This window comes from Mycobacterium canetti CIPT 140010059 (assembly GCF_000253375.1).
Classification (GTDB): Bacteria; Actinomycetota; Actinomycetes; order Mycobacteriales; family Mycobacteriaceae; genus Mycobacterium; species Mycobacterium tuberculosis.
In genome coordinates, this window is record NC_015848.1 from 1,542,937 (window position 1) to 1,555,908 (window position 12,972).

Below are 12,972 nucleotides of genomic sequence, written 5' to 3' on the forward strand. Positions count from 1 at the left end.
CGAGATCATTGCCACGGTACGGCAATTCGTCAAGAAGGAAATCTTTCCCAATGCACCGGCCCTCGAACGTGGCAACAGCTACCCGCAAGAAATCGTCGATCGGCTGGGTGTTATTGGCTTGCTCGGTCGCCGGCTGCAAGGGTATCGACACCACCGAGTTCATTCTCGGGCGTGCCGGCGCATTCGAGCTGGCGGTGCGCGCTGCCCAGCACCGTCATAGGTACTTGACGATGGTCAACGTCGGACGAGCGCCACCACGTCGCTGCCGAACGGTATGCATGGCGGCTACCGATACTCCGCGGAATATCAGATTGAACGGCTGATGCCTGATGCGCCCGTTGCTGCTCAGCGGAGCGGGAACCAGCGCGATCCAGAAGCCTCTGAGGACTCGAAGGCTGGCCTCCGGAGTCCATCGATGATGTGCAGTTGCATCGCGATTGCCGCCAGGGGCGTTGTCGCTTGAGCACATCTGGGCATAGGCTGCCGTCTTGGAGGGCAGGCAACCTGCATGATAGGGAGGAGAATATGGCCCGCACGCTTGCGTTGCGCGCATCGGCGGGACTCGTCGCGGGTATGGCAATGGCCGCGATCACGCTCGCACCTGGGGCCCGCGCCGAAACCGGTGAGCAATTCCCCGGGGATGGGGTGTTTCTCGTGGGAACTGACATTGCGCCAGGCACCTACCGCACGGAGGGGCCGTCGAATCCCCTTATTTTGGTGTTCGGCAGGGTGTCCGAGCTCTCAACCTGCTCATGGTCGACACACAGCGCACCCGAGGTGAGCAATGAGAACATTGTCGACACCAACACCTCTATGGGCCCGATGTCAGTGGTGATCCCGCCGACCGTGGCAGCCTTCCAGACGCATAACTGCAAGCTTTGGATGCGGATCTCATAGGGGCCGGCGTACCCGGTACCGGCCGCGGGCCTACCACGTGCCGGAACTGGAAGCGCAGTAAGCCCTCAACGCGCCACCGCTTTGGCCCGCGCGCCCGGCGTAGGCGCATCGGCGGTGGCCGTGGGGCGGCGCACTGCGACCTCACCAGCGGCTTTCGAGCTTTGTTCGATCAACCGGCCAGCATGGTCGAGGATGCATTCGAGACCATATTCGAAATTGGTTTCATCGGGGGCCCCGATCCGATGCCCCCTCCCAGTTGCGTGAGCAAGCAGCGGAGTCGTCGCGGGATCGATGGCCACGGGGTGTTCAATGGCGGATGGTCCGCTGCCCGCCGACTGGCTCTTGCGGGAGAGCCGATCTAGCACCACCGATCCGCGCACGTGGACCGAAACCGCCGAGTAGATGTCGAAAGCGTCTTCGAGCGACAGGCCCGCCGTCACCAGATTGGCGATGGCCTTCTCCATCTCTTGGGCGCCCAACCGCGCCGTTTTCGGGGACAGCGCCGCTCGAATCAGTATCAGATCGCACAGTACGGGGTTGTCCGCGAACGTCTTCCGCATCGAGCGGGCATGATTGCGCAACGTTTCGCGCCAGTCGCCGGCTTCGATGTACGGGGTAGCGAACACGTACTTGCTCAACGCGCGGTCGGTCATCGCGTTGAGCAGATCGTCCTTCTTGCGGAAGTACCAGTAGATGCTGGTGACCCCGACGCCAAGGTGTTTGCCGAGCAATGGCATGCTCAAGTTGTCTATCGATACCTGCTGGGCGAGTTCGAATGCGCCGCTGATGATGTCCTCGGGGTTGATGGATCCGCGCTGCCGTCGTTGACGCTTGCCTGGGGTTGTCTGCATTGCCGTTACGGCACCTCCATCAAGATAACGCCGGGTCAGTTGCAGGTATGCAGGTCGGCGGTAGTCGTCGTGCGGACAGCATGTGCCGCATGGCCTCCCCGGGGACAGGCCGGGAGAACAAGAAGCCTTGCGCACGGTAACAGCGCTGATCCAATAGAATTCTGGCGGCAGCCTCGGTCTCGACGCCTTCGGCTACTACATCGAGTTGGAAGCCTTCGGCGAGTGTCATGATGCCGCGCACAATGACCAGATCGCTAGTGTTGGTTCCGAGTTGCCGCACGAATGTTTTGTCGATCTTGAGCGTGTCGATCGGTAGCGTCTGCAACAGTGATATGGCGCTATAGCCGGTGCCGAAATCGTCGATAGCGATGTGAACGCCGACTTCTTTGAGTCGAGCCAGGGTGGCTCTGGCGGTATGTAGGTCTTGCACCACAACGTTTTCGGTGATTTCCAAACACACGGACGAGGCGTCCAGACCGTGCTGGCCGATCGTGTCTGCGACGAAGTCAACAAACCCGCCCGTCACCAGCTGTCCAGCTGAGACGTTGATACGCAGCAGCGCGTCGTGGCCCAAACCGGCTGACTGCCACTCGGAGAATTCATTGCAGGCCCTCCGCAGCACCCATCTATCCAATTCGCCTGCAAGGTTGATGGATTCGGCCACAGGGATGAAGCAGCCCGGTGCCAGCAGCCCACGGGTGGGGTGCTGCCACCGGACCAATGCCTCGGTCCCGACAATGTCGCCGGTCCGTAGGTCGACCTCGGGTAGGTAGACCAGGCGAAGGGCGTCGGATTCGATACCACGTCGAAGGTGTAGTTCAATATCGTTGCGCAGTTCGCCGCTGACCGACATGTCCGCGGTGAAAATCGCGACGCTATCTCCGCCGGCGTGTTTGGCTGCCAGAGCGGCTTGGTCGGCTCGGCGCAGGAGGTCCGACGGTGTGTGCTGTCCGGGAGTCCCTGAGGCGACACCGATACTGACGGTGCGGGTGAGCACCTCACCGCCGATAGCGACGTGGTCCTTGAGCTGGTCGCGAAGACGTTCGGCGAGCGGTTGAGCGGCATCGGCACTCATTGGAGATGCGGGTATGAGGACGAATTCGTCGCCGCCGAGTCGGGCGATCAGGCTCTCGCCAACGAGTGCGTCACCGATCCGTTGGGCGAACACATGGATGAACTGGTCACCGGCGGCGTGGCCCAGGTAGTCGTTGATGGCCTTGAGGCGGTCCAAGTCGAGAAATAGCGCCGCGACCGGGCCAGGTTGTCCGGGGGCCAGTCTTTGGTCCAGGTGCTGCAGCAACGCGCGACGGTTATGCAGTCCGGTCAGATCGTCATGGTCGGCCAGATAGCGAAGCCGCGCCTCGGCGGCGACGCGAGCCTGCACCTGGGCGAAGAGTGTAGCGATGGTCATGAGGGCGTTAAGCTCGGCCTCGTGCCATTTCCGATCACCGAACTTGATAAACCCCAGCAGTCCAGTGGTGATCTCGCCAGATACCAGCGGCACGGCGGCAGCCGACGTTACCGGAACCCCGCGGGCTTCTTCGATGAGGCGTTGATAGTCCTCGGTGGCCGGCTCGGGCCGGAACACGAGAGGCTCTTTGGCGTGTTCGCATAGCGCAAACACCGGGTCGGCATCAGCGAAGTAGATCAGCCTGAGCGGATCGGGGTCCGGTATGTTGAGGCGAGGTGGCCATTCGGCCACCAGCCTCGTCGCGCGCCTGTCGCGATCGTTATGACGCAAAAAGCTGACATCTACGCCCAGCTGTTCCACTAGATAGGCCAAAACGCGCTGACTGACTTCGGCTGACGTGGCAGCGTCGACTGTCATGAGCTGGTTGGCTACGGTGGTGACGAGCTCCTCAAGCTGCGGCGTCGCGGTGTCGTTGCACATCTCGGATGCTATCTGTGCGGCTCTGGTATGGCGTGCCGTACGCGTCGGCGGCTACACACCGACGGCGGTGGCGCGTGGAACAACCTGAAGATCAACACCTCGTGCCCTTCTTTGCCCGGCTTGACCAGTTCCCGAAAGTCGAGTTGCAGGCGGTGCAGCTGTGCGGCGAAATGGGGTGACGCTTGGTCGAGGTCGTGGCGGCCACGTGCATACAGGAAGATCGGTGACATCGGTTGTACGGCCAGTCCATGTTGTTGGGCCACAATCCACACCGCCTGCATGGCTGATCCGCCACGCGCAAAATCGGTGAGCGTGGCGCCATCAACGTAGACGATTGCGAGCGCTGAACTCGCCGACACGCGCTCATTGGTGTTGTCTTCGAGGGCTGTTCCACAATCCCATTGCGCTAGCCGTGCCACGACGTCGGAGCGTCGCAGGATATCGAGAACCCGCAATTCGCCGGAATCCAGTTCGAGGCTTCGGACATCGATGCCCGCATCGAGCGAAGGGTCGCCCGGCCACCGGAGCTCGGACATCATTTCCTCATGTAGCCTCGGGGTGAGATAGCGGATTCGGTCTGCAGCCGCTAAAATTGTTGCAGCCCGGTCGATCTCGTTTCGTGACAGCAACAGCTGTAACCGCGCACCCTCAGCCGCGGCGGTGTTCGTTAACAACTCAACGGTCGCGGGGTGGACGTGACCGGGCATACCGTGGTGGCGATTGGTCGTTCTGAGCAGCATCGGCCGGTAAAGGGCCGCAAGGCTTGGATCATCACCACGGCCAAAATGCATTGTCGCTTGCAGCGGCGAGTCGGGCTGGGATTCGTCGAACTCTACTGATCCCAGGACCCGGTGTGCAGCGGCAGCGACACGCGCGTTAAACATGGCCGCGCCGACGGCCACTGCGCTACCACGAAACGCGATATCCATTGCGCTGGTGTGCTCAGGTGCTAGTCGGATGGTCAGCGAATGCTGTTTGGCCACAACATGCCATGGCTGAACGTTGCCCCCTGAAGGCGCGCGAATCGCCGCCTGAGCCACGATTTCGCTGGTTGGCTGCGGCTCGGCTGGCGCTGTTGGCGGCACGGACTCGAGCAACCATCCGTTCCCGCGAGACGGCATGGGCGGTTGATCGAGGCGATCTAGCGCTGCGGACACATCCACCCGTACCCGGCCAGACTCAAGTGGTTCTCCCAGACCGATTCTGCGTACCGCTTCAGCTACCGTCGCTGCGCCCACCCAGATATCGCCTGCCAACTGCGGCCATCCCCACAACGTCTGGTCAACTTCGATCATCGACGCCGCACAACGCGCCGAGAGCTCTTGGCAATCAAGGATGTTGAGAACGTGGGGGACTTTGTCTTTTGTGGTCAGTCCACACAGCTTGTCGGCGTCGATGTCGCCCAATAGCCCATGAAAGATCGGTCGCCCAGGTTCGACGTCGTAGCGTTCGACATCGACCAGGCCGCGGTCACTGGTCGCCATCAGTACGGGGACACCACGGGCGCACGCGGCTTGTCGCAGTATCACTTTGATATCCAGCGAGTCGCATTCTTCGATAACGACGTCAAGGCCGTCGAGGAACTCGTCGACGGATTCCGGCGAGAGCCCGGATGTAACGAGGTCCACGGCCAGGTAGGGGTCCAGCTCCGCGATCCTGCGCGCCGCAATCATCGCCTTGTTGAGGCCAATGTCGAAGACGCCGACCGGCACGCGATTCAGGTTCGACAGCTCAATTTTGTCGAAATCGGCCAACCGCAGTGTGCCACAGGCACCTTCGGCGGCAAGGGTGTATGCGATCGCATGGCCGGTGCTGAGTCCGACGACGCCGACCCGTAGCGCGTGCAGTGCGCGTTGTTCCTCAGCGGTGATGAGGTGCCTGTTGCGGTCCAAGCGCACGGCACGGAACCCCCGGGGACCCAGAATGGCAACAACCATGCGCCGCCAGGGATAATAGGCCCATCGCTTCGCTTCTTCTAGCAGATCTGGATCAGGCTGTGGCAGCAGGCGCCGCACGCCCGCTAGCTGTTCTGCGAATCGGTCGACGAACTCGATGCTCGGATCTGAGCGTAGTCGATCGAGCACCAGGCCATCGTCGTGGTCATCGTCACGAAGGACGAGAATGCCGGTGCTGCCGCCCTCGTGTGGGATGGTCACTGTTCGGCTCCAGCGGTCGCTGCGGTGGTTGCGCTCAACGCCTCTACATCGCGCAGAAGCTTGCGCGACTCGACAAGCATTCTTGACAGTTGTTTTGGCTCGGCATGGTTAGCCAAGGTTCTGCGGTCCCACCAGATCATCTTGGTCCGGTAGCGCTCGTCCGGGTATGCTGCCGCCGGGATTCTCGCTGCTATTACTCCCCCCGAAGAACGCCACCGGTCCAGCGCGTGGGCCGCCGCGGTCCCCATCACAAACTGAACCCCCAACAGGGACATGCTTAGCGGTAGGGCGCGCGCCAAGGCGGCAGCAATCGCATCACTGCGCTGCGCGTCACTATTAACCCACCCGGACTTCACTTCCACGACTCCGAATGGCGCCCGGTCATTGATCATCTTGCGCACCGCGGATAATCCGGGATTGCCAGCCCATTCGACTACCGCATGCGAGTCATCGGCTGACCGCAGCGGTCCGATTACCCGAGCGCCCCCCACTACATCTCCTCCAATATCAATGGCGGCAAAGAACAACTGTGTATCGGAACCGTCACTGATGGCGTCGAGATCTAAGGTACACTCGACTCCGTGCTTACTATAGGCGCGAAGCGCACCCTGAAGGTATGTATTCCACAACGTGGGATCGAGCGCGGGTTGCGATACCACAAGCCGGCATTGCGCATCAGAAACCCACACACTGAGATTTTCCGAAAAATGCAACTTCTGCGGTGCGATAGGACGAAGTTGAGCGGTGGTCATGATTCTCCAATCTGTTAGGTATCCGGCAATTAACACGAGATTTGCTGCCCCTGTATCGAGCAGCGCAGACGTTGGGGCTGCGCCCGGAGAATTGCTGCCGTTGCGCAGAACGGCGCCGCACGGCAGGGTTCAACGCCCGGCCGCGCTGGTATTTATCGAGTCGCTGCGAGAGCCGTGAACAAATTGTCACGAAATCGTGCGCACGCGCGTTCACAAATACCACGCGCACGCGCTCGAAAACTACATGACCAGATAGCCAGATTTTTCCGGACCGGCAAAGCGTTGTTCAGTGTTGGTCACGGCTCTTGATCGTATTTACCCCGGGTGGCGTAGACCCTATCGATGGTGGACCCCGTTCATCGGGGTAATCGAATGGATCATGCAAAATATTACTTTGACGAGTATTCATTCCGATTCAACCGGTCCCACCCACCTCTCATGCGTGCGGGGCATACTGTTCTACGGCTTGGTGAAACACGCCGTTGCCATCGATCTACACCCACGCGACCTACTCTCTGAAAAAGTCGACCGGCAGTGCCTTGGCAAAGTGCCAGCCTTGTGCGGCTTTACAGCCGAAGGCGCGCAACCGGGCGGCTTGGCTGGGGGTTTCGACTAGCTTTGCAGTGACGGTGATACCGAGCTTGTCGCCAAGGTCGATCATTGCCCGGGTGATCTGTTCGTTGGCCAGCCGAGCTTGAATGTCGCCATCGAGGCACTCGATGAACTTTCCCCCGAGTTTGACCACGTCGACGGGGAGGCGGGGAAGGTAGGCGAGGCTGGAGAATCCAATGCCGAAGTCGTCGATGGCGATGCCGACGCCGAGAGCGGACAGTTCTTGTAGCCTGGTCACCGCCTTCTCGTCTCTGCTAAGGCGCGCGTCCTCGGCCAGTTCGAGCTGCAGGGCATGGGCGGGCAGGCCGGTTTCGCCGAGCACACCTTCGACCAGCACCAGGAAGCCGGGATCGCAGATGGTGCTGGCGGAGACGTTGACGCTGACAAACGGTTGCGGGTCGGTGCTGTGGTCACGCCAACTGCGGACGTGGCGGCAGGCCTGCTCGAGCACGAAGGCCGTGAGCGGCACCATCAGTCCGTTGTTCTCGGCACGGTCGATGAACCGGCCCGGGAGTAGCGTGCCCAACGTCGGGTGTTCCCAGCGCAGCAGGGCCTCGGCGCCGATGATGCGGTTGTCGGCAAGCCGGATGATTGGCTGGTAGACGAGGAAGAATTCACCGCGATCCAGTGCCACGCGCATCGAAGTGGACAGACAATGGCGAGTGTTGACCTGGTCGCGGTCGGAGTCCGCCCATTGGTCAGGATTGGCTACCATCGCTCGCGCTTGCATCGCGCCCCTAAACATCTCTTCGTAGTCGATCAACTTGGTCGGCCTGAGCGCGCAAGCGAACGCTGTAGCGCGCTGACAACAACGATCCATCCAAGGGCTGCAGCAGGATTCACAGCCCGGTGGGCACCTCGCCGACCGCGGTGGCAACGCGAAGCACACCACCGAAGTCGTCTTGACCCGAACCGTCGCAGTAGATTTTGGAGTCCTGGGAGGCAAAGATCGTCAGCGATAATGCGTAAAAGTCCGTCACGTACTACGTAGAAGGTCCGTGAGTGCAGCCGTTCCGGGCATGCACGAACCGGCGCTTACACGTCGAAGGCGGCTGCGCGGCAATCAGTCTCGGTGGGTAACCCATTGTCGGCGGGCGATCGGTTACCTCTCGAATCGACGGCCGCCCGCATCTGAGTTAGCCAGGCCAGCGGTTTCCTACGGGCGCTGGGTGCAAAGATACGACTTCCGGGTGCAATAGTTACGCGCTATCGCTGATGTTCTTGTCCGCACCGGCCTTCAGAGTTGAGCCAACGCGTAGTCGCCACTCGGCACTACGGTGGGCGCGTCATCGACGCTTCGCTGACGGCCCGAGGTGGCAGATGTTGCGCTCGCTGCAGATCGCCGATCAAATCGCTCGTACGGGTCACATGCCAGTGAGGCGTCTTGATCTGATCTGGATCAGCGCACGAAACGCCGCGAGAAGGGAGCTTGATCTGGGCGTGGCTGCGCTGGTGGAGGCTGTGACGTTGCTCACTGCTGACGTCGAGGGCTCGACACGGCTGTCGCAGACGCGACTCAACGAGCTAGCGGCCGATTACCCAACCTTGGATCAGAACATATCGGAAGCTGTCGCGGCCCATGGCGGGGTGACGCGACCGGTAGACCAGGAGGTGGGTAGCGGTCTCGTCGTCGCGTTCCTGCGTGCTGGCGACGCGATCGCGTGCGCTTTGGAACTGCAGCTCTCAACGTTGGCGCCTATGCGGCCGCGTGTCGGTGTGCACACCGGCGATGTCCGGCTGCGCGGCGACGGCACCATCACCGGCTCCGCGATCAACGAGAGTGCGTGTCTGCGCGACCTCGCACACGAAGGCCAGACTTTGCTTTCAGCCGCCACTGGCGATCTGGTCATCGACCAGCTTCCGGCAAATACCTGGCTGACCGACGTCGGCAAGTACCCCCTGCGGGGTTTGCATCGCCAAGAACGGGTTATCCAGTTGTGTCATCGAGACCTACGCAATGAGTTTCCGCCGCTGCGGATGTCGGTCGGTAACAGATCCAGCCTTCCGGCCCAGTTCACCACTTTTGTAGGCCGTGACGCACAGATCAACGAGGTGCAAGAGGTCCTGACGAACTACCGGCTGGTGACGCTGCGCGGCGAGGGCGGTGTAGGTAAGACGCGTCTGGCGATCCAGATCGCGGCCGCGTCGGAATTTCGCGATGGTTTGTGTTTCGTCGACTTGGCACCGATTGCCGATCCCGGCATGGTGTCCACCACCGCGGCCCATGCTCTAGGTCTGATCGATCGGCCGGGCAGCTCAACATTCGACACTCTTAGTCATGCCATCGGCAACTGCCACATGCTAATGGTGTTGGACAACTGTGAGCACGTGTTGGATGCGTGCGCCGAGCTGGTCGTTGAGCTGCTGGGTGCCTGCCCGGAGTTAAGCATTTTGGCGACCAGCCGCGAGTCGATCGGCGTGACCGGCGAGGTCACATGGGTGGTGCCGTCGTTGTCTCCGGCGAACGAAGCAATCCAGTTGTTCACTGAACGTGCGCGCCTAGTCCAACCCAATTTTGAGATCGTTGCTGACAACTTCGACGCCGTGAGCGAGATCTGCCGGCGGCTAGACGGTATGCCCCTGGCAATCGAGTTGGCCGCGGCACGATTGCGGTCGTTGTCGCCAAACGAGATCGCCAACAGTTTGGATGACCGATTCCGCCTGCTGACCGGTGGTGCTCGCAGTACGGTGCAGCGCCAGCAGACATTACGGGCATCTATGGATTGGTCGTACGCACTGCTGACTGACACCGAACGGATCCTGTTCCGCCGCCTTGCGGTGTTTGTGGGCGGTTTCGACCTCACCGCGGCGAGCGAAGTCGCCGCCGCCGGCGGCGACGACTTCGTCGAGCGGTATTCAGTGCTTGATCAACTGACGCTGCTTGTCGACAAGTCGCTGGTGGTAGCCGAAGAAAGCCGAGGCAGTACGCGCTATCGGCTGTTGGAAACCGTACGCCAGTATGCGCTAGAAAAACTGAACGAATCCGAAGAAATCGACGGGGTGCGCGCTAGGCACCGGACCCACTACGCAACCATGGCGGCAGGGCTGAACGTTCCCGCCTCCACCGACTATGAACAACGCCTCCTGCAGGCTGAAGCCGAAATCGATAATTTGCGTGCCGCATTCACCTGGAGCCGTGGAAACGGCGATATTGCAGCCGCATTGCAGCTCGCATCCGCATTGCAACCGCTGTGGTCGCAGGGGCGCATGCGCGAAGGGCTGGCCTGGCTCGAATCCATCCTCGAGCGGGAAGGCGACAATCATCTTGTGCCGGCGGGGGTTTGGGCGCGGGCGCTTGCGGAGAAGGTAATACTCAAGGCTTGGCTGGCCACGAGCCCGATGGGCGCCCCCGACATCGTCGCGCAGGCTCACCATGCCTTGGCGCTGGCACGCGACGCAGGCGACTGCGCAGTGTTGGCTCGAGCGCTCGTCGCATGTGGCTGCGGCAGTGGTTGCGACACGGAAGCCGCTCAACCCTACTTCGCCGAGGCGATCGAGCTGGCGCGCGCCATTAACGATGAGTGGACATTGAGCCAAATCGATTATTGGCAGGTGGTCGGGATCTTCATATCGGGTCAGCCAATTCCTTTGCGAGCTGCGGCCGAACAAGCTCGAGAGCTCGCCGACAGCATCGGAAACCGGTTCGTCTCACGTCAATGCCGCCTGTTTGCCTGCCTGGCGCAGATATGGGAAGGCGACGCGAACGGAGCATTGGCACTATCTCGCGACGTTACCGCCGAGGCCGAGGTGGCAAACGATGTCGTTACTAAGGTACTCGGTTTGTATGTCGAAGCCATGGCACTGTCTTACATCGGCGACAGCGCCGCCCGGACCATCGCTGGTGCGGCTCTCGAAGCTGCCACCGAGTTAGGCGGGATTTACCAAGATCTGGGTTACGGAGCGATAACTCGCGCGGCGTTGGCCGCGGGCGACGTAGCGGCCATTGAGGCTAGCGAAGCGAGCTGGGATCTTCGCAATCAACACAACGTGGTAACGGCACACCACGAGCTGATGGCGCAGGCAGCCCTGGTTCGCGGCGATGTGACCACGGCAAGACGTTTCGCCGACGAAGCTGTGCTTGCGAGCACCGGATGGCATCTGATGATGGCGCTGATAGCACGGGCGCGAGTGGCGATTGCGCAGGACGAGCTGGGAAAGGCACGCGATGACGCCCACGCCGCGGTGGCGTGCGGCGTCGGTGTGCAGACGTACCTCGCGATGCCGGATGCCCTAGAACTTCTCGCAGGTCTGGCCGGTGAGGCCGGTAACCACGGTCAAGCAGTGCGCCTTTTCGGCGCGGCCGCGGCCCAGCGGCAGCGTACGGGGGAGGTTCGCCACAAGATTTGGGACGCCGGCTATGAGGCCGCCACGGCGGCGCTTCGTGATGCGATGGGCGACGAAGATTTCACTGCCGCCTGGGCTGAGGGTGCCGCGGCCCCCTTGGACGAGGCGATCGCCTACGCACAACGCGGTCGCGGCGAACGCAAACGCCCAAGCAACGGCTGGGACGCGCTGACCCCGGCCGAGCACAAAATCGTAAAGCTCGTCACCGAAGGACTGGTCACCAAGGACATCGCCGCGAGGCTTTTCGTCTCACCGCGTACCGTGCAAACACACCTCACCCACATCTACACCAAGCTCGACGTCACCTCCCGTGTCCAACTTGTACAGGAGGCCGCGCAACACTCGACCTAGGATTGCGCGGCCAGCGCAGGCCCGGAGTTCGAATCGGATGCAATACGCAACCAATCTGGGCTCTTCTGCGCGTTGTCGCTGATGTTCATGGCTCTTCGCGCCCCCATGCTTGAGCGCATGAACGGTTTGCATACAGATGACGCGCCGGTCAATTGGCTCGAGCGGCGAGGTGGCCGGCTTACGTCGAGGCGGAGGGTGACGTTGCTCCATGCTGGAGTGGAACACCCGATGCGGCTGTGGGGCGTCCAATCCGAGGCGATAACTGCCGCGATGGTGCTTAGCCGGAAGGTATCGGCCATCATTGCCGGACACTGCGGTGTGCGCCTAGTTGATCAGGGCGTGGGCGATGGCTTCGTCGCCGCGTTCGCCCATGCCAGCGATGCCGTCGCATGTGCTCTGGAGTTGCACCAGGCTCCGTTGTCCCCGATCGTCCTGCGCATCGGGATTCACACCGGTGAGGCGCAGTTGGTCGACGAGCGCATCTACGCCGGCGCCACAATGAACCTGGCTGCAGAGCTACGGGATTTAGCCCATGGTGGGCAGACCGTGATGTCGGGTGCTACCGAGGATGCGGTACTCGGCCGGCTTCCCATGCGCGCTTGGCTAATTGGCTTGAGGCCCATGGAAGGGTCCCCGGAAGGGCATAACTTCCCCCAGTCACAACGCATAGCACAATTGTGCCATCCGAACCTTCGCAACACCTTTCCGCCGCTGCGCATGCGCATCGCCGATGCGAGCGGAATTCCTTATGTGGGGCGGATTCTGGTTAACGTTCAGGTAGTTCCCCACTGGGAAGGAGGGTGTGCCGCAGCGGGGATGGTCCTTGCTGGGTGAAGCGCCATTGAGGGCCAGACGATAGGTTGGCCAGCGACGTCCTCAACTCAGACTCTCGGCGCGACCTGACCGGCGGTTACGATCATCTGCTCGGACATTCGCAAGAGAGCGTGCTCGCCCACTCCCTGCGGCAAGGTGTAGGCCAGCTCGCGCAACTTAACCGCGCACTCGTAGAGCGTCTGGCGGAAATGCGTTTCGGTCATCGGGGTGCCTTCGCTCGTCGGCGAGATCGGCAGCGGTGTCTTGTGCTCATACAGATCAATCTCATTCATCAGAGCCATCAT

11 protein-coding genes and 1 pseudogene are annotated in these 12,972 nt (G+C 61.6%); 5 read left to right on the top strand and 7 right to left on the bottom strand.

Annotated elements, in window-relative coordinates:
• Positions 1–7 precede the first annotated feature (7 nt).
• The 3 genes and pseudogenes from MCAN_RS23945 to MCAN_RS07210 form a co-directional block, all read left to right on the top strand.
• Positions 8–70, top strand: a pseudogene (locus tag MCAN_RS23945) (hypothetical protein); the annotation flags it as partial.
• Positions 51–323: a hypothetical protein gene (locus tag MCAN_RS07205; protein ID WP_003918231.1), complete on the top strand. Its 273-nt coding sequence runs from the start codon at positions 51–53 to the stop codon at positions 321–323. The pseudogene MCAN_RS23945 and the gene MCAN_RS07205, both read left to right, overlap by 20 nt.
• A 202-nt stretch (positions 324–525) precedes the next feature.
• Entirely contained in the window at positions 526–897 is a 372-nt protein-coding gene (locus MCAN_RS07210) for a hypothetical protein (RefSeq protein WP_003406967.1), read from the top strand.
• A 65-nt stretch (positions 898–962) separates the two neighbouring features.
• Here MCAN_RS07210 and MCAN_RS07215 read toward each other — a convergent pair whose 3' ends face one another.
• From MCAN_RS07215 to MCAN_RS22930, 6 genes are all read right to left on the bottom strand, one after another.
• Entirely contained in the window at positions 963–1,748 is a 786-nt protein-coding gene (locus MCAN_RS07215; RefSeq protein ID WP_003898836.1) for a TetR/AcrR family transcriptional regulator, read from the bottom strand.
• Between the two features lie 19 nt (positions 1,749–1,767).
• Positions 1,768–3,639 (bottom strand): putative bifunctional diguanylate cyclase/phosphodiesterase, encoded by a 1,872-nt coding sequence (locus tag MCAN_RS07220; protein ID WP_003898837.1) that lies wholly within the window; start codon positions 3,637–3,639, stop codon positions 1,768–1,770.
• 8 nt (positions 3,640–3,647) lie between these two features.
• A complete protein-coding gene (locus MCAN_RS07225) occupies positions 3,648–5,795 on the bottom strand; it encodes an Rv1355c family protein (RefSeq protein WP_014000721.1) in 2,148 nt (715 codons plus the stop codon).
• On the bottom strand, positions 5,792–6,547 hold the full coding sequence (locus tag MCAN_RS07230; protein ID WP_003911502.1) for a hypothetical protein: 756 nt from the start codon (positions 6,545–6,547) through the stop codon (positions 5,792–5,794). The genes MCAN_RS07225 and MCAN_RS07230 overlap by 4 nt, the downstream gene beginning before the upstream one ends.
• A gap of 508 nt (positions 6,548–7,055) precedes the next feature.
• Positions 7,056–7,979, bottom strand: coding sequence for a cyclic diguanylate phosphodiesterase (locus MCAN_RS07235; RefSeq protein ID WP_014000722.1), 924 nt, complete (start codon positions 7,977–7,979; stop codon positions 7,056–7,058).
• 19 nt (positions 7,980–7,998) lie between these two features.
• Positions 7,999–8,139: a hypothetical protein gene (locus MCAN_RS22930; RefSeq protein ID WP_167324186.1), complete on the bottom strand. Its 141-nt coding sequence runs from the start codon at positions 8,137–8,139 to the stop codon at positions 7,999–8,001.
• 235 nt (positions 8,140–8,374) lie between these two features.
• Here MCAN_RS22930 and MCAN_RS07240 point away from each other — a divergent pair, with 235 nt between their 5' ends.
• Positions 8,375–11,854, top strand: coding sequence for a helix-turn-helix transcriptional regulator (locus MCAN_RS07240; RefSeq protein ID WP_014000723.1), 3,480 nt, complete (start codon positions 8,375–8,377; stop codon positions 11,852–11,854).
• Between the two features lie 195 nt (positions 11,855–12,049).
• The gene (locus MCAN_RS07245; protein ID WP_194164305.1) at positions 12,050–12,688 is read left to right on the top strand and encodes a nucleotidyl cyclase domain-containing protein; all 639 of its coding nucleotides are present in this window, start codon (positions 12,050–12,052) and stop codon (positions 12,686–12,688) included.
• 47 nt (positions 12,689–12,735) lie between these two features.
• On the opposite strand, the gene MCAN_RS07250 is transcribed toward MCAN_RS07245, so the two are convergent.
• Positions 12,736–12,972 (bottom strand): hypothetical protein, encoded by a 237-nt coding sequence (locus MCAN_RS07250; RefSeq protein WP_003407054.1) that lies wholly within the window; start codon positions 12,970–12,972, stop codon positions 12,736–12,738.

Bases quoted from the DNA above. Each gene is read 5' to 3' on its own strand.
- MCAN_RS07205 (WP_003918231.1), top strand. From the start codon at position 51: ATGCACCGGCCCTCGAACGTGGCAACAGCTACCCGCAAGAAATCGTCG.
- MCAN_RS07210 (WP_003406967.1), top strand. From the start codon at position 526: ATGGCCCGCACGCTTGCGTTGCGCGCATCGGCGGGACTCGTCGCGGGT.
- MCAN_RS07215 (WP_003898836.1), bottom strand. From the start codon at position 1,748: ATGCAGACAACCCCAGGCAAGCGTCAACGACGGCAGCGCGGATCCATC.
- MCAN_RS07220 (WP_003898837.1), bottom strand. From the start codon at position 3,639: ATGTGCAACGACACCGCGACGCCGCAGCTTGAGGAGCTCGTCACCACC.
- MCAN_RS07230 (WP_003911502.1), bottom strand. From the start codon at position 6,547: ATGACCACCGCTCAACTTCGTCCTATCGCACCGCAGAAGTTGCATTTT.
- MCAN_RS07235 (WP_014000722.1), bottom strand. From the start codon at position 7,979: ATGGATCGTTGTTGTCAGCGCGCTACAGCGTTCGCTTGCGCGCTCAGG.
- MCAN_RS07240 (WP_014000723.1), top strand. From the start codon at position 8,375: ATGTTCTTGTCCGCACCGGCCTTCAGAGTTGAGCCAACGCGTAGTCGC.
- MCAN_RS07250 (WP_003407054.1), bottom strand. From the start codon at position 12,972: ATGATGGCTCTGATGAATGAGATTGATCTGTATGAGCACAAGACACCG.